Source organism: Bacillus sp. JJ1532 (assembly GCF_036965085.1).
GTDB lineage: Bacteria > Bacillota > Bacilli > Bacillales > Cytobacillaceae > Cytobacillus.
Genome location: NZ_JBALOW010000007.1, coordinates 46836 through 71448, shown reverse-complemented (window position 1 = coordinate 71448; position 24613 = coordinate 46836). Strand labels below are relative to the sequence as shown.

20 protein-coding genes are annotated in these 24613 nt (G+C 37.9%); 6 read left to right on the top strand and 14 right to left on the bottom strand.

Annotated features, from left to right (window positions below; translation table 11 throughout):
• Positions 1–13: 13 nt before the first annotated feature.
• The gene (locus tag V7122_RS03615; RefSeq protein WP_335344943.1) at positions 14–1654 is read left to right on the top strand and encodes a M20/M25/M40 family metallo-hydrolase; all 1641 of its coding nucleotides are present in this window, start codon (positions 14–16) and stop codon (positions 1652–1654) included.
• A gap of 68 nt (positions 1655–1722) precedes the next feature.
• Here the strand turns inward: V7122_RS03615 and V7122_RS03610 are convergent, their stop codons facing one another.
• The 3 genes from V7122_RS03610 to V7122_RS03600 form a co-directional block, all read right to left on the bottom strand.
• Positions 1723–3387 carry a peptide ABC transporter substrate-binding protein gene (locus tag V7122_RS03610; protein WP_335525830.1) on the bottom strand — a complete coding sequence of 555 codons (1665 nt, stop codon included), beginning with the start codon at positions 3385–3387 and terminating at the stop codon, positions 1723–1725.
• Positions 3388–3779: 392 nt separating this feature from the next.
• Positions 3780–4811: a S66 family peptidase gene (locus tag V7122_RS03605; RefSeq protein WP_335344945.1), complete on the bottom strand. Its 1032-nt coding sequence runs from the start codon at positions 4809–4811 to the stop codon at positions 3780–3782.
• A gap of 23 nt (positions 4812–4834) precedes the next feature.
• Complete coding sequence (locus V7122_RS03600) at positions 4835–5344, bottom strand: DUF1648 domain-containing protein (RefSeq protein WP_335344946.1); 510 nt, start codon at positions 5342–5344, stop codon at positions 4835–4837.
• 157 nt (positions 5345–5501) lie between these two features.
• On the opposite strand from V7122_RS03600, the gene guaD reads away from it, so the two are divergent.
• Positions 5502–6872 (top strand): guanine deaminase, encoded by a 1371-nt coding sequence (guaD, locus tag V7122_RS03595; protein ID WP_335344947.1) that lies wholly within the window; start codon positions 5502–5504, stop codon positions 6870–6872.
• A gap of 128 nt (positions 6873–7000) precedes the next feature.
• On the opposite strand, the gene V7122_RS03590 is transcribed toward guaD, so the two are convergent.
• From V7122_RS03590 to V7122_RS03560, 7 genes are all read right to left on the bottom strand, one after another.
• The gene (locus tag V7122_RS03590; protein WP_335353862.1) at positions 7001–8158 is read right to left on the bottom strand and encodes an FAD-dependent monooxygenase; all 1158 of its coding nucleotides are present in this window, start codon (positions 8156–8158) and stop codon (positions 7001–7003) included.
• Between the two features lie 264 nt (positions 8159–8422).
• Positions 8423–10189 carry an ABC transporter ATP-binding protein gene (locus V7122_RS03585; RefSeq protein ID WP_335525829.1) on the bottom strand — a complete coding sequence of 589 codons (1767 nt, stop codon included), beginning with the start codon at positions 10187–10189 and terminating at the stop codon, positions 8423–8425.
• Positions 10186–11928: an ABC transporter ATP-binding protein gene (locus tag V7122_RS03580; RefSeq protein WP_335344950.1), complete on the bottom strand. Its 1743-nt coding sequence runs from the start codon at positions 11926–11928 to the stop codon at positions 10186–10188. The genes V7122_RS03585 and V7122_RS03580 overlap by 4 nt, the downstream gene beginning before the upstream one ends.
• Before the next feature lie 404 nt (positions 11929–12332).
• On the bottom strand, positions 12333–13673 hold the full coding sequence (locus V7122_RS03575; RefSeq protein WP_335525828.1) for a DUF4179 domain-containing protein: 1341 nt from the start codon (positions 13671–13673) through the stop codon (positions 12333–12335).
• Complete coding sequence (locus tag V7122_RS03570) at positions 13648–14175, bottom strand: sigma-70 family RNA polymerase sigma factor (RefSeq protein ID WP_335344953.1); 528 nt, start codon at positions 14173–14175, stop codon at positions 13648–13650. The genes V7122_RS03575 and V7122_RS03570 overlap by 26 nt, the downstream gene beginning before the upstream one ends.
• Positions 14176–14400: 225 nt before the next feature.
• Positions 14401–15276 (bottom strand): DMT family transporter, encoded by an 876-nt coding sequence (locus V7122_RS03565; protein WP_335344954.1) that lies wholly within the window; start codon positions 15274–15276, stop codon positions 14401–14403.
• Between the two features lie 157 nt (positions 15277–15433).
• Complete coding sequence (locus V7122_RS03560; protein ID WP_335353889.1) at positions 15434–15955, bottom strand: CBO0543 family protein; 522 nt, start codon at positions 15953–15955, stop codon at positions 15434–15436.
• 398 nt (positions 15956–16353) lie between these two features.
• Here V7122_RS03560 and V7122_RS03555 point away from each other — a divergent pair, with 398 nt between their 5' ends.
• Positions 16354–17796 carry a spore germination protein gene (locus V7122_RS03555; protein ID WP_335525836.1) on the top strand — a complete coding sequence of 481 codons (1443 nt, stop codon included), beginning with the start codon at positions 16354–16356 and terminating at the stop codon, positions 17794–17796.
• Positions 17797–17877: 81 nt separating this feature from the next.
• Positions 17878–18975 (top strand): GerAB/ArcD/ProY family transporter, encoded by a 1098-nt coding sequence (locus V7122_RS03550; RefSeq protein WP_335525827.1) that lies wholly within the window; start codon positions 17878–17880, stop codon positions 18973–18975.
• Positions 18976–19052: 77 nt separating this feature from the next.
• Here V7122_RS03550 and V7122_RS03545 read toward each other — a convergent pair whose 3' ends face one another.
• Positions 19053–20147 (bottom strand): Ger(x)C family spore germination protein, encoded by a 1095-nt coding sequence (locus V7122_RS03545; protein ID WP_335525826.1) that lies wholly within the window; start codon positions 20145–20147, stop codon positions 19053–19055.
• 180 nt (positions 20148–20327) lie between these two features.
• Here V7122_RS03545 and V7122_RS03540 point away from each other — a divergent pair, with 180 nt between their 5' ends.
• Positions 20328–21362, top strand: coding sequence for a DUF3231 family protein (locus V7122_RS03540; RefSeq protein ID WP_335344957.1), 1035 nt, complete (start codon positions 20328–20330; stop codon positions 21360–21362).
• Positions 21363–21554: 192 nt separating this feature from the next.
• On the opposite strand, the gene V7122_RS03535 is transcribed toward V7122_RS03540, so the two are convergent.
• Positions 21555–22211, bottom strand: coding sequence for a nitroreductase family protein (locus V7122_RS03535; RefSeq protein ID WP_335344958.1), 657 nt, complete (start codon positions 22209–22211; stop codon positions 21555–21557).
• A gap of 182 nt (positions 22212–22393) precedes the next feature.
• Positions 22394–22603, bottom strand: a complete 210-nt coding sequence (locus tag V7122_RS03530) for a hypothetical protein (RefSeq protein ID WP_335344959.1) — start codon at positions 22601–22603, stop codon at positions 22394–22396.
• Positions 22604–22895: 292 nt separating this feature from the next.
• Between V7122_RS03530 and V7122_RS03525 the strand changes: the two genes are divergently transcribed.
• Positions 22896–23654: an SDR family NAD(P)-dependent oxidoreductase gene (locus tag V7122_RS03525; RefSeq protein ID WP_335344960.1), complete on the top strand. Its 759-nt coding sequence runs from the start codon at positions 22896–22898 to the stop codon at positions 23652–23654.
• A gap of 195 nt (positions 23655–23849) precedes the next feature.
• Here V7122_RS03525 and V7122_RS03520 read toward each other — a convergent pair whose 3' ends face one another.
• Positions 23850–24494, bottom strand: a complete 645-nt coding sequence (locus tag V7122_RS03520) for a DUF2238 domain-containing protein (protein ID WP_335344961.1) — start codon at positions 24492–24494, stop codon at positions 23850–23852.
• Positions 24495–24613 lie beyond the last annotated feature (119 nt).

Sequence of the window (24613 nt, the reverse complement as noted above, 5' to 3'; positions counted from 1 at the left end):
AGGAGCTATTAAAATGAGTCATGTAAAATGGGGTACACCTGAATCATTACGTGCATTACTTTGCGAGCTTGTTAGCTGGCAAAGTCGAACACTTACTGAAGGAGAATGCAAATTTGCCTACAATCTAAATGCGAAGTTAATGGAGCTAGATTACTTTAAATTAAACCCTTCCTACATTGGCCTACATGATGCAGGACTAGGACGTAATGCCGTTACTGCTTTATATAAAAACCCTGAAGTATCGGAAACTATCGTTCTCATCAGTCATTTTGATACGGTCCACACGGAAGAATACGGTGATTTAGAACCATTAGCTTTCCAGCCAGAGCAACTAACAAGAGTATTAATGGATCGACTAGATGAGCTGCCGGAAGAAGCCCGTACTGATCTTGAGTCAGGAGAATACTTATTCGGCCGTGGAACAATGGACATGAAAACAGGACTTGCTCTTCATATGGCCCTAATTGAAAAAGCCAGCCTCGAAAAATGGCCAATCAATCTGTTGCTCGTGACAGTTCCGGATGAAGAGGTAAACTCAGCTGGAATGCGCGCTGCCGTTCCGGAGCTAGTACGTTTACGTGATGAACACCAATTAAACTACAAATTATTCTTGAACAGTGAGCCTTCCTTTTCCCAGGAGCCGGGAGATCCAAACTATTATATTTATTCTGGATCAATTGGGAAAATTATGCCTGCAGCTCTTTTCTACGGGAAAGAAACCCATGTTGGGGAACCGATGAGCGGGATGACTGCCAACTTTATGGCATCCTTTCTTACACAGCAGATGGAATGGAATCCAATTTTTCGTGAGTTTGACCTAAACGAAAAAACACCATTACCTGTTTCACTTCAACAAAAGGATTTGAAAATGGAGTATTCGACCCAAACTCCATACCGCGCTGCAGCTCTTTATAACGTTTTTCTCATGAAGCGCACGGCAGCTGAAGTAATGGATATTTTTACAGAGGTAGCTGAGAAGGCTGCTTTAGCCTGTACTGCCGCTTACACAGAAATATGCACGCGCGAAGGTGTAAAGCCTGTCGGAAAAGTGAAGGTAATGCGCTATGAGGAGCTGCTCCAATATGCAGAAAAGAAATTGGGGACTGAGTTAATATCGAAGATTAAATCTAATGCCCTAACGAACGCAAATTGGGATGACCGCGAAAAGTCGATTCGCATTGTCGATTCACTTATGATTCAGTGTCAAGAGCTTGGGCCAACTATCGTTCTTTTATATGCGCCGCCTTATTACCCAGCTGTTAATACTTCCCATGATCCACTCGTCATTAAAGCCGTTAATTTAATGAAAAAGACAGGCATCGAAAAGTTCAATTTAGAAGTGAATCAAATCCATTACTTTAATGGAATTTGCGACCTAAGCTATGTATCCTATCAGGATAATGCTGAGGGCTGGACTGCTTTCGAACGAAATACACCCGTATGGGGAGACACTTATAGCATTCCGTTTATTGAAATGGAGCAATTGCAGGCCCCAGTTTTAAATGTGGGCCCTTTTGGAAAAGACGCCCACAAACGAACAGAGAGACTCCATATCGAAAGTGCTTTTATACAGCTTCCGATTATGCTAGAAACACTTGTCCGCAGCCTGTTTCCAGGATTGGTAACAGATTCTAACGAAAGACAAATTGTTTAAACTTATATAGAAAAGGATTACTTCGCCAAATATTTTTGACAAAGTAATCCTTTTTCGATTAAACAAACTTATTCAAAATAAGCCCACTTGTATTGAACATCACCAAGTCCCGAAATATGAACACCTTTTAAGTTTTCAACTTGTACCCAGTTTTGAGTGTAGAAGTAGATAGGTGCGACTGCCATTTCTTCCATAAAGACTGCTTCTGCATCTTTTAATAATTGTTGACGTTTCGCAGGATCGCCTTCAAGAGCAGATTTAGCAAGTAAATCTTGGAATTCTTTATTTTCCCAACCAGTATTATTATTACCGCCATCTGCATCACGATACATTTCTAAGAAATTGATCGCATCGTTAAAGTCACCTAACCAGCCTAAACGTCCAACTTGGAAATCAAGTGAATGTAATTTATCTAAGTATACTGCCCACTCTGCATTATCAAGTGTAACTTCAACACCTAGATTTTGTTTCCACATATCTTGGACCGCCTGTGCAATCTTTTGATGTGCTTCAGATGTATTGTAAGAAAGCGTTATAGCTGGTAGCTCAGAAGCATCTTTGTATCCAAGCTCTTCTAAGCCTTTTTGTAAAAACTCTTTTGCTTTTTCAACATCATTGTCCGGGAAGTAACCCTTTTCGTTTTCAGGGAACATGGATGGAGGTACAATCGCCATCGCTGGAAGCTGTTCACCTTGAGTAATGTTGTCAATGATTTCTTGACGGTTGATTGCATGAGTAAATGCTTTACGGATATTTACATTATTAAATGGTTCAACTGTTGTATTGAACTTGTAGTTGTATACACCAGCAATAGCTTGAGTCGTTAAACGCCCTTGATCTTTTAGAGCCTGCATGGCATCTGTAGGCAGATTACCTGTAGGCGATCCCGCCCAGTCAAGCTCCCCATTATCAAACATAGATAATTCCGTATTAGGATCATTAACCATGATCATTTCGATTGTTTCTAATTTTCCAGCGCCGGCATCCCAATAATTTTCATTCTTTTTCAGGATGATTTTATCACTATGAGCCCATTCAGTCATAACGAAAGGTCCGTTAGATGTATAGTTTTCACCAGCATCGTTAGCCCAATTTGGGTTAGCTTCAGCTACTTTGCTATTAATTGGATAATAAGTATAAAACGCTGTTAGCTCTGTGAAATATGGAGTCGGATTTTCCAATGTGACTTCAAGCGTTTTCTCATCTAATGCTTTAACACCAACTTCATCTAGTGATCCGCCAGCAGTATTTGCAGCTTCTGCACCTTTAACATAATAAAGCTGGTATGCATATTCAGATTGGTTATTCGGGTCTAGCGCCCATTTCCAAGCATATTCAAAGTCATTTGCTGTTACAGGATCACCATTTGTCCACTGTGCATCACGGATAGTAAAAGTATAAACCTTTTGGTCTTCTGAAACTTCAATTTTTTCTGCTGCCGCTTCTACAGGCTTTCCTTCTTGGTTAATACGTGTTAAACCTTCGAATGTTTGATTCAATACTGCACCAGAAGTCGTGTCCTTCGCTAAAGCAGGATGTAAAGAAGGTGGTTCCGTATTAATATTTATTCTTAAATTCTGCGGTACTTCAGCCTTTTCTTCTTGCTTTTCTCCACCATTTTCGTTGTTTTTTGGTGTTTCTGTGGTGGTTGTTTTCTTGTCACCGCCGCAAGCTGCTAAAAACATACTGAGAACTAGCAGCATGCTAAAAAAGATTAAATTCTTCTTATTCACTGTATGACCCCCTTATGAATGTTCCACCATCACTCTTCTATAACCCCATTCTATTTTTAATCTATACTAACTTTTTTGTTTCTTAATCGGGGTAATATATCGAAAAGTCTGCGTGTTAAGATAATTATAAATTTTATAGAATAATAGAGCAAGTTATATTTTTCTGTATAATCTTCTTTTTCATTTTTAACGGACAAAAAAGCAAGCTAGTGGATTCTCACACAAACATGGGAATAATCCTGAAAGACTTCACCTAGCCTTATCATTTCTTACTCCCGAATAGATTTTCTATACTAAGGGTATATAGGACATGTCTAGTCCCTTGTCCCGCTTTTTGATAAAAAAATAACCCCCTTGAGAATGAATGAATCTCAAGGAGGTCATTTATCTTTTTACTCTGCTCCACTATCCAAAATAGCAAAAGTCCCCATCTCACAATGAATCTCCGCCATCGCACCATAAGGCAAAATAAACTTTGGTTCTGTATGCCCAAAATTCATGTTGTAGAGAATCGGCATATGCTCTAATTTAGTTTCTTTCATGACCTTAAGAATCTCAACTTTATATTCCTCGTAATATGTTTCATCTTGTGGCTTCCCAAAAATAATTCCATTTGCCCTTTGCAAAATGCCTTGTGCTGCGTAGTTACGCAGCCAGTACCTTACCAAATCTGGTTTTGGCTTATCCTCTGATGTTTCGAAAAATAGAATACTATTATCCCAATATTTCTGATCCGGCCAAATGGCAGTTCCTTTCGCAAACTCCAATACTTCCATACAGCCGCCAATTAGACGCCCCTGTACCACACCTGTCCCCTGCAGGACTTCATAACCAGAATTCGGCTGCATTTTCCGCCGCTTGTTTTTATTTGATTCCAACCACTCCAAACGCTCACTAGTCCAATTTTCCGCTGGCTGAATGTTTCCAATTACTTCATTTGAAAAGAGGATTCGTTTGACCATTTCAATGGTATATGGATCCATTTCTACATTCTCAGCAAAGTCCGTTAATATCGCAGGACCGTAATAGGAGGAAACCCCCGCCTTATGGCAGATCAAATGTGAAATCGTCACATCTGAATAACCAACAAAAATCTTTGGATTCTCCTTAATCACATCAAAGTCTATGTAAGGAAGAAGGCGAATGCTGTCTTCCCCGCCAATATTCGCGAATATCCCTTTAATGTTCTTATCCTTAAAAGCAGTCATTAAATCTTCTGCACGTGCCTGCGGATGATGGTATAAATAATCTGAACCTTTTAAACTATTAGGCATAGGAACTACCTTTAAACCAAACACTTCCTCTAATCTTTTCACACCCTGCTCATAGCGCCATTTAAGCTCGGGATCTCCTGCCCCTCCCCATGAAGGGCTGATTGTTGCTACAAGATCTCCGGGCTGTAATTTTTTTGGTTTGTTTAACATGTAAATACCTACTTTCCAAACTGTTATTTAATCTTTCTCATCCTCATAATCCCCATCACAATGGGAATACCTATCCCGAATAGCGTTATCGGTAAAATCCATTTCCCAAATCCTCCGCTTCCCCAGCCAATCGCTATTGAAATTGATTCGAATAAGATGATGGCAAAGAGCACAAGGCAAATGTTTTTTATTTGATTCACAATTTTTCGGCTTTGCAGGTAAAACTGTTCTGCATTGGATTCATTCAATCGTTCCGGATAATTATGAGATTCTGGAAATCGCTCCAAAACCTGCATCAAAACGATAATGAATACACCTATAATAGGTAACAAAAACAGTTCCCATTTTGATCCCCAACGGTCTATTTCACCAAGACCATTAAAGTGGGCAGGCACTTTTTCCGGAAGCTCACTCCAAATGGAAATAAGTAGAATAATCGAACCCAAATAGCATAAATATCCAACAACATCCCAAACCCATTCGCCCGCTGTCTTCGGAATCTTTAATTTTGGCCGTTTCCATGAATTTATCATACTCCCCCCTAACATATAGAATAAAAGCTAATACTCATGATACTTCTTCATACGTTTTATAAAACGCCTTAGTTTCATCATAAATGCGAATTAGACTTTACAAATGATATCCCTTATAATAATCGAATATTAAATCTAAACAATAGGATGTATATGAATGAATAAATATTTGCAGGTTTTCAAAGGAACTGCTTTTTCCAGCCAGTCATCTAAAGAAGTCCAAATTCTAAAAGACTATCTTTTCTGTATTAATTCAGACGGAATGATTGAAAAAATGGCTTCTCCGGAAGATGGCGATTATCAATCCTTACTGGATGAGTATCAAGGCAAAGAGAACTTCCTTTGCTTAGCTGACGGTCAGTATTTCTTGCCTGGTTTCGTTGATTTGCATGTTCACGCTCCGCAATGGGCACAGTCTGGAACAGCTTTAGACATTCCACTTTATGATTGGCTTAACACTTATACCTTCCCGGTTGAATCCAAATTTGCAGATTTAGATTTTGCAAATGAAGTGTACCAGGATGTGGTCAGTACCCTACTAGCAAACGGGACAACAACTGCACTTTATTTTGCCACTGTTCATAAAGAAGCCAGTTTCTTATTAGCAAAAATATGTGCTGAAAAAGGACAGCGCGGTTTAGTTGGGAAAGTAGTCATGGATGACCCTGAACAAAATCCTGAATATTACCGTGATGCTGATACGAAGACCGCCCTAGCTGATACAGAGGAATTTATTTTAGCAGTCAAGGAATTAGCAAAATCAACAAAACAGGGTGTTTATCCAGTTGTAACACCGCGCTTTATTCCTAGCTGCACAGATGAGGCTTTGAAAGGCTTAGGGGAATTAGCAGAAAAATATGATACCTATGTTCAATCTCACTGCAGCGAAAGTGATTGGGAGCATGGTTATGTGAAGGAACGTTATAATAAGAACGATGCGTTTGCCTTACACGACTTTGGTCTGCTGCGTGAAAAGTCTGTTATGGCGCATTGTAACTTCCTAGATGATAATGATGCTGATTTATTCGCAGAAACAGGCACGGCTATCGGCCATTGTCCAATCTCAAATGCTTATTTTGCCAATAGTGTCATTCCTATTGCTCATTTGCATTCAAAGGGCGTTGATATTGGTTTAGGCTCCGACATTTCAGGCGGTTTCTCACCTAGTCTTTTCGATAATGCCAGACAAGCTGTGATGTCATCTAGAATGTTAGAGGATGGTGTGAATACGAAGCTTCCGGCTGAAAAACGAGGTGTGCCGAACTCACGCATCACTATTAATGAAGCATTTTATCTGGCAACTGCTGGAGGCGGAGAAAGCTTAAGCTTACCAATTGGCCGCCTAGCAGAAAATTATTCTTGGGATGCGCAAATCATCGATACCTCATTACCGTCGGCAAAATTACCGATTTTCGATGCGAATGAAGATCTTATGGATGTCTTCCAGAAAATCATGTACCTGACTCGACCAGAAAACATTCGAGAAGTGTGGGTTCAAGGAGAGAAGGTTCATTCACGCAGTAAATAATGTATCATACAATCTTGAGAAGTCCCTCGTAAATTCAGTGCACGATAAAAAAACATTTCAAATTAAAAATGATCTCATAGAAAATATAATTTCTAGAGGTCATTTTATTTTATTACAGTGTTTGTTTTTTAAACTTTATACCCAACGACCCAATTCAGGCGCTCCAAAAAATGTCTAGGTGGTATGGCTTTAAGCATTTTATTGCGAATGCTGATTATCAACGGATTTTCCAACTGCATGAGCCTTCCCATTCGTCTTGAATGATGGACGACTTTTGAGGTTCGAGTTACCCGTTTTTGTTCGTAATCTATTAATGCATTTGAAATACCTGCATTTTTCTCAAGACAACGCGCCAATACAATCGCATCCTCCATCGCTTGAGCACCACCTTGGCCAAGATTTGGCAGCATAGGATGAGCAGCATCTCCAAGGAGAGTCACTCGTCCTTTACTCCAACATGAAAGTGGCTTTTGATCAAAAATATCGTGATGAAGGATTTCTGACTCCTCCGTTGCTTCTATTACTGCTTCAACCGGCTTATACCATCCTCGAAAATGCCTTAGGGCAACTTGCTTCCTTTCTCCTATTGGGATCTGGATCTCTTGAGGAGAATTGATAGCTGCGAACCAAAATACTCGCCCTTCTCCAATTTGAGAGAACCCAAACCTTTTTCCTGATCCCCATGCTTCAAACCCTCCGCCCTGTTCGAATAAATATCGTTCATCCTCGAAGCTGCAAATCCCCCTCAGAGCTGTATATCCTGAATATCGAGGTTTTTCAAAGCCAAAAAGCTGAGCTCGAACAGTAGAGTGAATTCCGTCCGCCCCTATAAGTAAGTCTCCTTCTTCTTCAGTACCATCGGCAAATATGGCCGTCACTTTTTCATCACTTTGTTTAATTTCTAGCAACTTTTTGTTAAGCAATACATTTGTGCCTATAAGCAGACCTTTAAGCAGAATAGATTGCAGCATCGCTCGATGAATAAGATAACTGTACGTTCCATATCGCTTTGCTTGCTCATGAGTGGGCAAATTAAGTAAAAGCTTCCCGTCCCAATTACGTATTTCCGCTTTTCCCACGGGAGCTCCTAACGAACGAACCTCTTTAACTATTTCTAATTGCTCTAGTACATTCAAAGCATTGGGGGCTAAAACAATACCCGCTCCGGCTTCCGACAACTCGCTCGCCTTATCAAATATCTTTACGTGCCAGCCTACTTTTTGTAATGAAATTGCTGAACATAATCCACCAATACCGGCACCAATTATGATTGCCTTCTTCCCCATGTATCTTCACCCCAATCGGCGGACACCAGTTCCTTTATTTGTACAAAATGGGTTAATTCCTTATGTTTACGGACACAGGTACCTTTATATTGTAAAAAAGCAGTAATTACCTCGTGGTTTTTCGTAAATAGCGCACACTGTGTCCGCATAGCTCTTAAATTAGGCTCATTAAATGAAAATAACGAATTTATTGACCTCATTATTAAAATTAACGCTCAAGGTTGAGCGTTAATTTTTTGCGTTAAAGCGCATTTAATGTTTTTTCTACCTTAACGGAACCCAGCCAACACTCACTTTATTATGCAGTGACTTAGCCTGCATTTGATACATTTGGTCATAGATGCCGCCCTGTGCAAGCAGTTCATCGTGGGTGCCTTGTTCTTTAATTACGCCTCGTTCTAACACAAGAATCCGATCAGCATTTTTAATAGTTGAAAGACGGTGTGCAATAATAAATGTTGTTCGTCCTTTTTTCAGAACATCCATTGCATGTTGGATAATTTCTTCTGTTTCTGTATCGATATTCGATGTAGCTTCATCCAATATTAAAATCGCAGGGTCAAATGCGAGGGCCCGTGCAAAGGAAATGAGCTGACGCTGTCCAGAGGAAAGGGTGCTGCCTTTTTCAATAACAGGCTCATCAATCCCTTTTTCCAAATGACCTAGTACACGTTCGGCACCAACTGCTTTCAAGGCTTCTTCTACTTTTTTCCGTGTGATTTTTGGATCATTCAAGCTCACGTTTGAAGCAATTGTTCCTGTGAATAAATATGGATCCTGTAATACAATACCCATATGTTCACGGATGGTCTGTCTAGGTACAGCTGTTATGTCTACACCATCGATATAAATCTTCCCTTTTGACGGATCATAGAAGCGGAACAGCAAGTTCATTATTGAGCTTTTTCCAGATCCTGTATGACCTACAAGTGCCACCGTTTCGCCGCGCTTCGCTTCAAAAGATAATTCCTTCAGCACGTAATCTTGATCTTTATAAGCAAATGTCACATCCTCGAATACGACATGCCCTTCATATCTTGGCATCATTTCCTGAGATACTTTTTCACCCTTTATATCCAAAACTTCAAAGACCCGATTTCCTGCAACAAGCGAACGTTCTAGCTGCGAAAACTGATTCACCACATTTGTAATAGGGTTAAATAATCTCGTTAAATAATCAACGAATGCATATAAAGTTCCCGCAGACACCATTTCTGCTGCCGTAATGGATCTGGTGCCAAAATATACAATGAAAATGGTAAACATGATAAGCCGTATGACATTCACTAGGTTAAAGGATGTTGCTGAATCCAAAAACAATAATTTTCGCTGATAAGCATAATGCTCTTCATTCATTTCATCGAATTCCTTCGTCATTTGCTGCTCACGGCGAAAAGCTTGAATAATCGTCATCCCTTGAATGGATTCATTAATCATCGCATTAATGTCAGCAATCTTCGTCCGAATAACACCATTGTATTGCTTCGCATATTTTCTGTACAAAATCATCCACATATAAATAAATGGAATCATGATTAAAGCAATCATCGCCATTTTCCAATTTAAGATAAACAACGCAATATAGACACCTGCAATTGAAATAAAGCTGGTCGCGAAATTAGAAAGTACTTGCACATATAAATTTCTTACTGCCTCTGTATCATTTGTGACACGTGCGACAATTTTCCCAGCTGGCAGGTTGTCAAAATACTGTATTGGCAATGTTTGTATATGCCCAAACACATCCTTGCGCAATTTTTGGACAACCCGGTTTGCGCCCATTTGCAAATAAATATACATAAAATAGCGTAATATCGCTGTGGCGATCGCTAAACTAAGATATAAGCAAAGCAGCCAGGCAATTGGCTTTATTTCTATAATTCCCATTGTCATATGCTCATCGATAATTTTCTTAGCGATGAACGGGCCCGCAAGATCAGCAAAGACCGCAACCGATAAGAAAAATAACCCGATGAAAATGGTCCGCTTAAAAAGCATCGCATATTTCGTTAATCGTTTACTCGTACTCATGCCCCGCCTCCTTCTAGCTGTTGACGGTCAAATTGTTCCTTATACCAGCCATTTTGTCCAAGAAGCTCTTCATGTGTTCCCTGCTCAATAATTTGCCCTTCTTCTAGTACAATAATCTGATCTGCATGCTGCACGCTGGATAGACGATGTGTTGTAATAATGGTAGTCTTGCCATTTCGTTCATTTTGAATGTTTTTAATAATACTAGCTTCTGTTTTAGCATCGACTGCTGACAGAGAATCATCAAGGATTAAGATTTCAGGATCTTTAATGAGCGCACGCGCAATGGACACACGCTGCTTCTGTCCGCCAGATAAGGAAACCCCTTTTTCGCCAACTAATGTTTCAAGCCCGCTTGGCAGGTTTTCTAAGTCTTTTTTAAAGTATGCAAGGTGAATGGCCTTTTCCAAATCAGCCTCTGTTGCATCCTCTTTCCCAAATAAAATATTTTCCCGAATCGTCCGTGAAAATAAGACATGATCCTGCGGGACATACCCGATCCAATCAAGAATCTGATCTTTTGTTTGGGACGCGATGTCGATTCCGCCAATTTGTAATTGCCCTTCATCAAGTGGATATTCACGCAGTAATTGTCTTAGGAATGTTGTTTTACCCGCCCCTGTTTTTCCCACAATTCCAAGCGTTTCTCCCTTTTTAAGAGACAACGAGATTTTCTGTAAGTTTTTCACCTGGCTCGTTGGATATTGAAACATGAGGTCATCAAAGCCAATGGCACTTGGAGCCGCAACAGCTATCGGTACCTTCGTGTCTTGAACATCCGCCTCATAGTTAAGCGTCTCCTGTACACGATCAAGTGAAGCATTCCCCTGCTGCATCACATTGATTAGCTCGCCAATCGCGAAAATCGGCCAAACCGCGAGACCTAAATAAACGTTAAATGTGACGAGCTGGCCGACTGTCATTTCTCCATTTGAAACAAGAACCGCGCCATAGCCGAGTGCCACAACATAGCTAATACCTGTTCCAATTTTCGTGATTGGACCAAATAATGCGTTTATTTTCGCCGTATGCATATTTTTTTCGTATACTTCTTCACTCTTGTCGGCAAAGTAGACTTCATCTTTTGTCTCCTGCACGTAGGCACGAATGACACGCACTCCAGCAACAGATTCTAGGACATTATCATTCAGTTCCCCAAATGCATCCTGTGCTTTCATATATCGTTCATGAACAAGCTTCCCAAAATACTGAATGAGCACCGCCATAATCGGCACTGGCAGCATGGCGAAGAGTGTTAATTTCCATGAAATCATGAAACCCATTGCCAAAATAATAGCACCTAAATATAGAGTAGAATCAATGAGTGTCATTATCCCGAAGCCAGCCGTTTGCGCCACGGAATTTAAATCATTTGTCGCACGCGCCATCAAGTCGCCTGTACGGTTTTTTTCATAAAAGGTTGGCGTCATTTTAAGAAATTGCAGCATTAACTTACGGCGCATAACTCTTTCGAGATTAATCGCCCCTTCAAATAAGCGGTACTGCCAAAAAAAGTTCAAGAAATAGCCACCAATAATAATCGCAATGAATATGAGAATATATTGTCCCAATATTGCTTTTGTCATATCACCAGCAGTCAAAATATCAATAATGGAGCCAAGTAAATATGGCGGCACCACCTCAAGGACACTAGCAATAATTAATAAGATAACGGCAATTGTATATTGTCTCCAATACTTACCGAAAAACCAACTTAACTTCCCTAAAACATCAAACATCGATCAAACCCTCTTTCTCTTTCAGGTTATGAACATGGCTACCCACTATCTAGAGATTCCTTTCTGAAAATCAGTCTTTTTTGTTTGCTTCTCATTGTCATCTACTCCTCTTTAATAGGTCACTAAAAAATTCCAACAAAAAAGATGCATACCCTAAAAAGAGCATGCATCTCCAAAAAGGTATAGAAGTTCCTCCATACCCTTCTATGCTTCAGGAATTCACAATTACACAGAGAATAGGCGTGGACAATGTATGAAATTTTTCATCTTGAAGCTCACTTTAATCATTCTCATTGTCCTTACCTCCTTCGCTAAATTGTTTAGTGTTCTTGAAGATTACCATCTTTTTCATATAATTGTCAACTGTCAGACAAGTTGATTTTTGTTATTTTATCAAACAAGGTTTATTCTTTTAAATCAATATTAATTTCTAAATCTGAAAATACTTTATAAGCAGAATCAATCATATTGAATTCAAGTGGTTCTTCTTGACTAACATTTGGATAGGTTACTTCTATATGGTTAGGCAGTTGTTTAAAGCTAATAGCTTCGTACAGTTGATCGGTCTTTTGATTTATGATTCTCGGGAAAACAGGCTGTAATGGGTCCATCTCATAATGGACAACGGTCCCTGCGGTATTCTCTATGATGTTTAATACTTTTATTTTTGAATCTAAGTTTAAAATGGCTCCCTTCATAAACGGTGCTGTAACACTATCCCACATATAGGCTTTTCCATTGCTGGATGGTATCTCTTTTCCTTTATACGTTGAGATATAGGGAACAATTTTATAAGAATGGACATTAATACTTCTAGGCACTTCAACTTTCTCGTTTAAGATTCTTTCTGAAACAATTTGGTCATAAGCATTTTTATTGCTGCTTGTGCTTCTAACCGCCTTTTCTAGATACATAACCCCGTCAGGTCCAATCGCAACCAATGACAAATCAAGATAACTGTTGTCGGGCATCGCTTCCTGCAGCTTCATTTCTATTTTAGTGTTCAAAAGCAAAAAGGATGGAGTTAGTTGAACCTCTTTGACAGCAAATGAATTTCCAAGCTCATCCTCTTTTACAATTGGACTAGTCTTTTCAATGTATTCACTATCTTTCTGCAAGGTGAATGCAAAGGACCAATCTCCCTCTACATCGTTAATCTTTTTAATACGAATTTCAAGCTCTGAAGTGATAGGGAATTCCTTCGAATTATAAAACTTTAAAATATCTCCCTTTTCTATCAGATCCTTCGTATTCATTCCGCTAAAATAAGAATTCCCATCTGAACGGTCATTCACGAATAGTTCTAATTCAATGTCAGATGTATCATATTTCTTCCTCATTTGATCACTAAACTCTACGTGGTAGGATATGGCTAATTGATGATTGTCCAAATACGCCTCTTCCAGCATGACCTTTATATTTTGATCTTCCGCTGCTAATGATAGTTTTTTTACTTTCCCCTCCTTAACCATCAGTTTTAATCCTTCATCCCCGTTGTTATATAAAATGTTTTCCGCATGTTGGCCAGTTGAAGTTCCTGTCATGAATGAATTTAATAATATACCTCCAATAGCTATAATGAGAACGGAGGCAATACTAGCTAGTATCCTCTGGCTTCTTAAAAATGACTGTTTTTTACCGCTTCTCCCCATTATTAAAGCTTCTTGGACTGTTTTGTTTAGCTGATCTGATGGCACAGGCATATTATTTACCATCTTCCTAATATCTTCTTGAAGCTTCTCCATACGTGACTCCTCCTTTTTCAAGCATTCCTTTTACCTGATAAAGTGTCCTATGTAATTGAGACTTGATGGTTCCTTCTGGTTTATCCAGTATTTCTGAAATATCCGAAATAGAATATCCGTAGTAAAAGCGAAGAAGCAACAATGTTTTTTGCTGTGGCTTTAGCATCTCAAAAACTTGTTCAATATCCATCGCCATAATGGCAGCATTCTCCTCATTTAGACCAGTTTCAACCCAGTCTGGTTCAAGCAAAATAACATCCTTAGATTTTCTAATAAAATCAATTGCCGTATTTATTAGTATCCTAGTCATCCATGTTGAAAAATAATGAATATCCTGCAATTTATGAAAGGATTTATATCCCTTAATAATGGCTTCCTGCACAATATCAAGGGCATCCTGTTCATTTTTTACATATGAATAGGCAACTTTATAAAGTTTTTCCTGCTCATGCTTAATTAATTTTTCAAAGGAATGGCTAGAGAATGATTTAAAAATGGACACAATTTCCCTCCTTTTTGTTTCATTATCAATATGACAACAGCGCGCTCAGTTTTAATTAGACGTCCTACCTATTAGACATTGACTTAAACAGAATCGTTCCATTTATTTGTAAAATAATAAAAAGAGCATGTCATATAGAAACACGCTCTTCTCTTTAAAGTGTATTATAAAATTATTTTATTGAGCAGTAGGTATACAGCTCTTAATCCTATTCTGAATAACAGGTTATTTTACCAAAGCCCGCTTTTTACGGAACACTGGCTTCACTTCAGCAAATAATATAGCGAGCATGATTAACACAGCACCGATGATCATACGGCCTGTCAGTATTTCATGTAAAAAGATAACCGATAAGACCATTCCGAAAAAGGATTCAGTCGATAGAATAATAGCCGCCTTTGTCGCCGTAGTATATTGATGGGCGATATTTTGAAAAAGGTAAGCAATCGTTGTTGAGAATATCGCTAAATACACAATTGAATATATAGCTTCATTTTCTAGCGTTGTCGGTATATCCCCATGAATGAACACTGCCACAACACTTAATAAAGATGCTGTTATGAACTGTACAATCGTTAGTGATATAGCATCTTCCTTTTGAACAAAAAGATTCGTATAAAATATATCAAAAGCAAATGCAACTGCACATGCGAGAGATAATGCATCACCAATATTAATGGTCATAGTACCTTGCAATGACAAAAATCCAATACCAACGATGGCTATACAAGAGCCGACCATTTCATAACGATCAATTCTGCGTTTATATAAGAGATAAGCAATAATTGGAACTATGACAACATTAACGGCTGTTAAAAAGGCATTTTTGGATGGGGTGGTATATTCTAAACCAACCGTTTGCAAGGCAAAGCCGATAAATAAAAAAGTTCCTAAAAGGACGCCTTTCCATATGATAGACTTCGTAAACCCTTTGAATTTATATCCAAATAAGATCATTAGAATGAGGGTTGCGATCACAAATCTGCCTGCCATCACCTGATAAGCTGTTAAATATTCTAGTGCAATCGCAGTTACAACAAACCCGCTGCCCCAGACAATCGCTGTAAAGAGCAGCATTCCATCCCCAATATATCGTTTCATCTTCTTTCTCCTCCTGACTAAAAACAATAATACCATGAGAAGAAATATATGAAGCTGATTAATTTTCTAAACTTACGAAATAATTTTTGTACGGGCTCTAAACTACCTATTGAGTCAAAATCATTTTATGTATTAAACATTGCTTGAGGAGCTTTGTTTACCTAAACACTTTACTAGGAACATCAAATACTTGCCATAGAAGGAAAATAAAAAGAAATGAAAAGAACCACGCCAATAGTGGACGGGTATGATGGATTCTAAGTATTAAAAACATAACAATAGTGAACATGGTTGACCAATATAAATTCCAGCCATTAAAGTATGTAAACTGGTTAAGCTTAACATCGATTAATTCATTTATAAAATAAATCAACACCCAGCCTATCACATATAGGAATTGTTTTATCTTATTTCTATCTGGGAATTTAGATAGGTAAATAAGGATCGTGGCTGGATATTTAATTAAAATTGCGGCTAAAGTTATATGGGTACTGGTTAAGCCGAAATATTTATCCAAACCCTGAGGAACATATTTCCACATTGGATAAAAGTCTGATAATAGATAAAGATAAAGAAAGTCACCTAAAGCATAAAATAATATGGTCGGATAATACTTCTTCCAATTCTTCATATCACCCCATTTAACCAATGCCAGAATCCACAATAAGCCATAAAACACATTCAACTCTACACACCCTCTGTACATTCAATTCCCTTTTTTTGTATAAAAAAAGACTGCCCCTAATTTTAGCCACACCCAGATGGAATGTTGCCTTTCTTTTCCTAATAATATGGACAATTTCACTATTTCTATCCTGCTTGGCTTCGTTTAAGAGGGTTTATTTTATTTAATAATGAGAAGCCTTTTTGGATATCCTTAAGCATAGTAAATATTACAAATCATGCAGAAAATTGAAGAAGACTGTCGATATCTTGATAGAAAACCTGATGAAAGCATAAGCAAAATGATGATCTTCTATAATGCGGTTTCATGGGGAGGAGCTTCATAAATTGTTTAATTGGCTAAAATGGTCAAAAAAGAAATCGCCTGATAAGCAGAACGTTAACAGATTTACTATGGAAGATTTAATTAACACCTTAAAACCATCAAAGGATTTCCAAAGGTTTGAGTTTGAAACAAAAGGCGGACGATGCTGGATAAGTTATATTAAGACAATGGTGAATCCGGATTTCATTCATCGTGATGTGTTTCCATATTTAACGGAGAATTCCTTTAATAGCCTGGATGAGATTAAAAAGCTGCTGCCGATCGAACAAATTCTCATAACGGATGATGTAAAGGAAATTCAATCGAAAATCATGAATGGCTCCATCATCATCCAGATGAATGAACATGATGCGCGCTGTCTATCGATTTCTGCTGTTACAGTGGAAAGAAGACAAGTAACAATGCCAGAGGTAGAGTTTACGGTCGTTGGGCCAAAGGAAGCCTTTGTGGAATCTCTTGATACGAATATTAACCTAATAAGAAAAAGGCTTCTGCTCCCGCAATTACAAATACGTGAAATCGAAGTCGGGAAAGTATCAAAAACAAGAGTAGCTATCATATATATTGACGGAATCGCGAATCAGGAAAATATCAATACGATGTTACAGCGTATTTCTGATATTGAATATGACCATATTATTGACAGTTCATATATTACTCAAATGATTTCAGATAATAAGAATTCGCCTTTTCCGCAAATGCTTGATACAGAACGTCCTGATCGTGTGAGTGCAGTCCTGACTGAAGGGAAAATTGCTATTTTGGTTGATGGATCCCCGCATGCCCTTTATTCACCCATTACGATCGTTGAATTTTTTTCTGCATTCGAAGATTATTTTCAAGTTTGGTATATTGCATCGAGCTTTCGTTTAATTCGTTTGTTTGCTGTTACATTTTCGGTATTTTCAACCCCATTTTATGTTGCCATTTGTACGTATCATTATGAAATGATTCCGTTGGATTTATTGGCTACTTTAATTACATCCAGGGCAGACGTTCCTTTTCCGCCTTTTCTGGAAGTGCTTATTTTGGAGTTGGTTATCGAACTATTGCGTGAAGCAGGAGCAAGGCTGCCGAGCAAGGTCGGGCAAACAATCGGTATCGTTGGTGGTATTGTTATTGGAACCGCCTCCGTTGATGCTGGATTAACTAGCAGTGTATTACTGATTATTATCGCACTGGCTGCACTAGCCTCATTTACTACACCTGTTTATCAAATGAGCAACACAATCCGTTTGATTCGCTTTCCATTTCTAGTGTTTGCGCAAATCTGGGGTTTAATCGGAATCGCGGTTTTCTTTGCCTTTATGGTAGGGCACCTGCTCAATTTGACATCTTTAGGAAGGCCTTTTATTGAGCCTATTTTTCCGCCTCGACTTTCAGATTTAAAAGATGCTTTTTTTAGAATGCCTTTCAATCGCCAGGCTAAACGGCCTATGTATCAGCGACCGGAAGATCCTATGCGCGCAAATCCAACTCGTCTTAATGAAAAAAATGATAATGAAAATTAACAATTTAAGAGCGGGCCGCTGCCTTGTTTTATTTGATCGAAAGAATGAATAAGGCCCGCTCCTACAGAAACTGGTGACGTGATGCGAAATCTAATAAAAGAAAATCTTCTAGTTTCCCCCTTTCTTGTCTTCTATATCGTTAATGCAATGCAATTGGGTGTAGGGGTTCTTGACTTAGCCAAACTTAGCCGCCAAGCTGAACAAGATATGTGGATTTCCATTATTCTGTCAGGATTGAGCATCCATGTCCTAATATGGATTTTATATAGAATCTTGATTAATGGGAAAGGCGATATCATCGCTATCCACCGGGAGCTGTTTGGAAAATGGGTTGGGGGAACACTTAGTTTGATATTTACATTGTATATATTAATGCTAGGATTAACCGTCTTACGTGTTTATGTCGAAATCATCCAATTGTGGGTGTTCCCAGAAATATCAATATGGTTTTTTTGCCTAGTTGTTCTTTTGGTTGTAGGCTATTTTGTCATTAATGGGTTCCGAGTTATAACAGGTATTTGCTTTTTAAGTACGCTTTACATGCTCCCTCTGCTATTGTCCTTTCTTTTTCCGCTGAAATTTGCCCATTTCAGCAATTTATTTCCGATTATGGATCATAGTATTTCAGATATTTTGGTTTCAGCAAAAGTTGGGACACTCAGCATGACCGGGTTTGAATTGTTACTAATATTCTATCCCTTTATAAAGCATCCTGAAAAATCACAAAAATGGGCTCATTTTGCTGTCCTATTTACTACTTTTATTTTTGTTTACATCGCCATCATCACTATCGTTTATTATCATCAAGATCAGCTGAAGCATATTGTTTGGAGTACCATTATGTTTTGGAAAATCATTGAATTGCCGGGTATTGAACGGTTTGAACATTTTGGAATAGCAGCTTGGTTATTTATCGTTTTGCCAATTATTTGTTTGACAATATGGAGTGCACACCGAGGCCTTATTCAGATATTTCCAGTCAACAAAAGGTTCCTTTTAGTTGTCATTTTGTTCTTTTTAGTAGTAGCTGTGGGGATGATTGAAAAACGGACAAGCATTGAAAAATTAAGAAGCATAGCTGGTGACGCTGGTTTTTACTTTATTTATGGTTACATTCCTTTCCTATTTATCGCACAGAAAATTATTTATAAGCTGAAAGGGGCAAAACAAAAACAATAATATTATTCCAAGATAAACAAAAAACAAAAGAATCACCGTTCTATCGTGTGGTTCTTTTGTTTTTTTACAATATTTTATTAATGATGATCAGATATACCTGTTTCCAGAAAATCAATTTTAATATTTAATTCAACAGGGGCATCAGAAAATAATTCCTGCCACTTTTTTAATTCCCATCCCCTTGTTTGACTTCTAGCTCTATCTGCTATTCCTAAAGGATCAATCCCCTTTTCTCTAAACTGGTTAATTAATTCTAATCCTTTCTCCTCTAAATCCTTTCCTAACAACCTCTCAAATTTTTTCACGTCCATTTCTGTCAATAACTCAATGTTCGAGTTCACTTCATCTATTAGAGCATTCATTTTTACATTAATCTTAATATTGGGGTGTGTCATTCCATTTGTAATCGTATAATCCACCTTGGATTTTAAGCTTTCCATCGAAATATACATATCCTTATCTGGAAAGGAGGCAGCATAACTTCCTCTATTCATATTCTCGTATAACATTTTAAAAACGAACAGTTTTTCGGCTCCAATTTTATCAACATATTTATCTTTTTGGAAGAAAGCAAGCCCCGATAGCTGGACATTTTCTCCATGTCTTTTTAGCATTGGCATAAAAGCATCTTGCCCTTTTGAATAATAGGCATACATAAATTCATGAAAATTCGATGTTGGTAAATTTCCTTTTTTACTATGTGTAATAAGGTCTTTGATATAACGTGAAGTCGTCTGATCCATTATTTCATATTTTCCGTCTAACAACTTTTTCGCTTCCCCTTCAACTATACAAAAGTCAACCTGCCTCCCAATGGATGGATGTCTTTTTATTCCATCCAAAGACGTGCCAATCCCTCTCTTTGCCAAATCCTCTCCGAATAAACCAATCAGGATTTTTCCGCTTGCGACAGCTTTCGGCAATTCTCTTTCGGCATTCCAAACAGCACCATACCCAGTAAAATTTGCAGCGCTGATAGTTTTACCTGTAAAAGAGCCTTTCTCTTGCGGACTAAACATGATAACGCCTAATGTTAATTCGTATTTTTTGTCATCAGCCGCATCATATCCAATACTTTCAATGATTTGAATTTTTTCAATCGTTTTAGTCTGTATGCATCCTCCGAGAATGAAAACAAAACAGAAAATAGGGATGAAAACTTTTTTTACCATTATGTATCTCCTTATCAAGAGAGTAATTTTACAAGAGGATGGGTACAAGAATATCTTTACTTATATTATATTTTGCCAAATAAATATGAAATTATTTTTTTCCAAGATCAAGTCCACAAAATAGAATAAGGATTTAAAGCGAGAGGGAATGCTAAATAAAAAAATGGATGTGATTATGCGATGGAACCGGTCAAACAATATAAAACAGCCGAAACACCAGCAAATCAAAATGAAAAATTAACATCAGCAGAAATGGGGAAACTATGGGCAGTATATATGGGGAATAGTATGTCAAAATGTGTGATTAGCTACTTTCTTCAACATGTAGAGGATCAAGATATAAAAAAATTATTGGACAATGCATTGAACTTAGTTCATGAATTTTTAAACACGATAGAGGACATTTTTGAAAAGGATAACTTTCCGATTCCAGCTGGGTTTACTGATAAGGATGTAAACCTTGATGCACCGAGGCTTTTCGAAGATGAATTCTACGTACATTATATAAATTATGTAGGGAAAGCTGGAATGAGCATATATAATGTCGCCATTCCTTTAGTGTTCAGAAAGGATGTAAATGACTTTTTTCTCTATTGCATGAATTCTACGATTGAGTTACTCGAACAAGTTAAAAGCATATTATTGAATAAAGGCTTCATTAGGAAACCACCCTATATTCCAATACCTGAGAAAGTAAAATTTATCGATAAAGATTTTCTAAATGGCTTTTTTGGAGATATCAGACCTATGCACGCATTAGAAATTGCCCATCTTTACGATAATATCGAGAATAACGTAACTAGCAAAGCGATACTCTTAAGCTTTTGTCAAACGGCAAAATCAAAAAATGTTCGGGAATTGTTTAAGAGAGGGGAAGATATTACAAATAAAGTAATTGAACACTATATAGAAAAATTGCATAAGGAAAACTTGCCATCACCATCCTATTTGGACCATTTAGTCACTACATCAATCGTTGCTCCTTTTTCAGATAAATTAATGTTATTTCATAAAGTAGATATGTTTTCCATGAAAATTCGAGCAGTAGGAAATTCCTTAGCTGTTAATGGCAGACATGATATCGCACTGATGTACACTAAATCATTAGCAAATATCTCCTTGTTTGTAGAATCAGCCGCCAAACTTATGATTGAAAATGGATGGATGGAGCAGCCTCCAGAAGCAGCAAACAGAGAAGATTTGACCTCTAAATAAGGGCAGCCAGTAGGGGTACAGCCCTTGAAAAAAAAGCTTTTGTTACAAAAAACACCCGTAATCGTTAGTTGTGTCTAACAATTACGGGGCAGTTCATTTTGTTATGGGACATGGGGGCAGGTTTCTTATCAACATCATTTTTAATTGGAAAGTGTTCCCTCTCCACACATTCCCCTGATGATTATGTTTTGCTTATTTCGATGGCATTTCGTTAAAGAACGCAACATCCTCAACAGGAAGACGTGTTGTTGGATGTCCAGGTTTCGCTGCTTTTCCGATCGCAATCAGCATGACCGGCACATACTGTTTGGAAATTCCGAATGCTTCAACGAACTTCGCTTTATCGTATCCACCCATCGGAACCGTATCGTAGCCTTTGGATCGGGCGACAAGCATTAGCTGCATCGAGATGAGGCCGCCATCCGTATATACGATTTGACGCGCCACTTCAGGGGGCAAGGTAGAGTACATTCCGGTCGTACGCTCGATGAATGATTTAGCCGTATCCTCCGGCATATAACCTGCTTCAACAGCCTGTCCATAAATTTTTTCGGATTTCTTGTAGCTTTCCACATCTCCAAGCACAGCAATAACGGCAGAAGCCTCGACTACCTGTTGTTGGTTAAACGCGATTGGCAGAAGCTTTTCCTTTAACTCCGGCTTATCAATGACTAGAAAACGCCATGGCTGCAGGTTTGATGATGATGGAGCCAATGTTGCCAGCTCCAATATCTCCGTCATTTCTTTGCGTGAGATTCGCACTGTTGGATCATATGAACGAACAGAACGGCGTTCCTGAATAACATCGAGGAACATTTGCTGTTCGGGTACATAGATAGTTTGTGACATAATAATTCCTCCTAGTAATGATCAATTACTTCATCTCTACTACGAACGCTTCAAGAAAACTCTTATATCTTAAAGGTTTTTAACCCTTTTATGAACGTGATAAAAGATCGTTCTATTTCTATTGTTCGCATCTTACCAGTTTACATTACTAAAAAGTGAAACGAATTGTCAAAAAAAAGGTTTTAGCCATTTGCATAATCTGAACCTGCGATAAACACCCCTTCTTCTTCCCTCTGAAGTTCAGCCAGATACTCCGTTAATTGCTTCTTTTTCAACATGGCCCATGTTCGTGAGAGTGGATCGGCCATCCAGTCATGGCCTGTGCTCTCCATCACCTCGATGTCCGGAATAAATTTGCGAAGCTCTTTCTCTACCTCTGTTTGATTTTCCATATCCAGTTTCGTTGAGTCGCAGCCGAAACCAACAATGAAGGATGCTCCTTATGGCTGTAATTAATTCATAGAGTGAGGCAGGCGGGCAGATTCTTTTCTACTTAGTTGAAAAAGGGAAAATCAAAAAGACAAATAATTTATCATTTAATGAATGATTGATGACTAGAATAGAATGAAGTTATTGAAATTCTTAAAGATTTTATAAGAAATAATTGAACCCAGTATAAAAAGGTTTAATGAGTAGTGAAATATCAGCATTATTATAAAGAATAGTATTATAGGGGGTGAAAGTATGAAGACATTATTCATAACAGGCGGAAATAATGGCATTGGCTATTTCATGGCTAAACAATGGCTTGAGAATGGAAACTGTGTTGCAGTGCTTGATATTAATTGCGATAACATTGATAAACTTAAAGATACCTTTCCCAAAACCCTGTTAAGTTTTAAATGTGATGTACATGACATTGAGTCAGTAAAAATGGCGGTTTATCAAACAAAATCCCAATTTGGCAGCATAAATTATGCTGTCCATAATGCATGCTTATGTTTATTCAAAAGTTTTGAAGAGCACAATAGAGAAAATTTCGATAGAGTTATGAATGTGAATTTTCATGGTGCTATAAATTTGACAGAGGCGTTATTACCTATTATGAAAGAGCAAAGATGCGGCAGGATATGCTTTACAAGTTCAGTTGTAGGCGTTACCGGATTTTATAATATAAGTTCATACGCATGCAGTAAAGGGGCAATAGAATCCTTAGCTAAATGCTTGAGAATGGAATATGCTGATAGCGGTGTGACATTTCATATCATGCATCCGCCATTAACAAATACAAAATCATCCTCACCACTTCCAATTCCAACAGATTTTAAAGCATCACCTGAAAAAGTTGGAAAAGGTTTTATTAAACACATAGACAGTAAGAAATTCATCATTACCCCCTCCTTGGCCGATGCTGTGTCAGTAAAATTCAGTTACCTTTTTTCATTGTCAATGGGAAGAATGCTTGTAAAATTGACTAAAAAAGCCATAAAAAATGTGAGTTAATGTTATTATTAGTTATAAGAAACAGCATCTAATAAAAATACAACGCTAACAGTTATATTTTGCTTTATCATCTTCACCGTTGACCACCACTTTTCGTAAAGAGCAACTAATTAGTTTTATAGCATATAAAATTAGGATGTATTAAAATCGAGTGGAAAAGCTCGATGACCCCATTTCCACTTGTAAAGAGCACAGTCATCTTTTATTTCCGAAATTCCTTTTTTCTAACAACTTGTTATGGAGTTTTGAAAAAATAAGTAGTGCGAGTATTGAACCAACAAAAGCTAATGACATATCCCACTGCGCGTCCCAAATATCGCCCTGCATTCCCAAAAATTCCTTAGGTTCATTTCCTCTTGTTTTTATTTTTGTAGATAACCATTCGATAATTTCATATAAGGCACCGATTGCAAGTGAGAAACTTAGTACAATAGCAACTAACCACGACCCTCTCGTTAATGGAGTCTTTCTTATTAAAACTTCTCTGATCACAATAGCAAATAAACCCTTTAAGAAATGTCCCAACCGATCATAGTTATTCCGTTTTAAATCAAAGTGATCCTTTATCCAATTAAAAAGAGGAACCTCTGCGTAAGTATAATGACCTCCAATGAACGTCAAAATCGAAAGTATAGCAATAATGATATAGGATAGTGTAGTGAGACGAAACTTATTATAGGCTGCAATTACAACGATTAATACGACAAGTGCAGGTAATACTTCCATTATCCATATCAAATACCCAGCAGGCCGGATAACTGACCAAATAAAAACAGCCGTAACAATCAGCAGCAATATTATATGAATAATTGTACTTTTATCTCTTACCACTTTTACCATTCCTTACTGTCATGTAATATTAAGGCGAAAAACCCTTTCCTCCAACCGCTTATGGATAGTTTTTGCTCTTTTTAACCTTAGTATTAATAACATTTCGATATTAATGCAAAAAACTACTT

What these genes read in the sequence shown, in the direction of transcription:
- V7122_RS03530 (WP_335344959.1), bottom strand. Translation starts at nt 22,603, where the DNA reads ATGGAAAATCAAACAGAGGTAGAGAAAGAGCTTCGCAAATTTATTCCG.
- V7122_RS03580 (WP_335344950.1), bottom strand. Translation starts at nt 11,928, where the DNA reads ATGTTTGATGTTTTAGGGAAGTTAAGTTGGTTTTTCGGTAAGTATTGG.
- V7122_RS03565 (WP_335344954.1), bottom strand. Translation starts at nt 15,276, where the DNA reads ATGAAACGATATATTGGGGATGGAATGCTGCTCTTTACAGCGATTGTC.
- V7122_RS03600 (WP_335344946.1), bottom strand. Translation starts at nt 5,344, where the DNA reads ATGATAAATTCATGGAAACGGCCAAAATTAAAGATTCCGAAGACAGCG.
- V7122_RS03605 (WP_335344945.1), bottom strand. Translation starts at nt 4,811, where the DNA reads ATGTTAAACAAACCAAAAAAATTACAGCCCGGAGATCTTGTAGCAACA.
- V7122_RS03575 (WP_335525828.1), bottom strand. Translation starts at nt 13,673, where the DNA reads ATGGAGAAGCTTCAAGAAGATATTAGGAAGATGGTAAATAATATGCCT.
- V7122_RS03525 (WP_335344960.1), top strand. Translation starts at nt 22,896, where the DNA reads ATGAAGACATTATTCATAACAGGCGGAAATAATGGCATTGGCTATTTC.
- V7122_RS03585 (WP_335525829.1), bottom strand. Translation starts at nt 10,189, where the DNA reads ATGAGTACGAGTAAACGATTAACGAAATATGCGATGCTTTTTAAGCGG.
- V7122_RS03555 (WP_335525836.1), top strand. Translation starts at nt 16,354, where the DNA reads ATGGAAGATTTAATTAACACCTTAAAACCATCAAAGGATTTCCAAAGG.
- guaD (WP_335344947.1), top strand. Translation starts at nt 5,502, where the DNA reads ATGAATAAATATTTGCAGGTTTTCAAAGGAACTGCTTTTTCCAGCCAG.
- V7122_RS03550 (WP_335525827.1), top strand. Translation starts at nt 17,878, where the DNA reads ATGCGAAATCTAATAAAAGAAAATCTTCTAGTTTCCCCCTTTCTTGTC.
- V7122_RS03540 (WP_335344957.1), top strand. Translation starts at nt 20,328, where the DNA reads ATGGAACCGGTCAAACAATATAAAACAGCCGAAACACCAGCAAATCAA.
- V7122_RS03535 (WP_335344958.1), bottom strand. Translation starts at nt 22,211, where the DNA reads ATGTCACAAACTATCTATGTACCCGAACAGCAAATGTTCCTCGATGTT.
- V7122_RS03520 (WP_335344961.1), bottom strand. Translation starts at nt 24,494, where the DNA reads ATGGTAAAAGTGGTAAGAGATAAAAGTACAATTATTCATATAATATTG.
- V7122_RS03590 (WP_335353862.1), bottom strand. Translation starts at nt 8,158, where the DNA reads ATGGGGAAGAAGGCAATCATAATTGGTGCCGGTATTGGTGGATTATGT.
- V7122_RS03545 (WP_335525826.1), bottom strand. Translation starts at nt 20,147, where the DNA reads ATGGTAAAAAAAGTTTTCATCCCTATTTTCTGTTTTGTTTTCATTCTC.
- V7122_RS03615 (WP_335344943.1), top strand. Translation starts at nt 14, where the DNA reads ATGAGTCATGTAAAATGGGGTACACCTGAATCATTACGTGCATTACTT.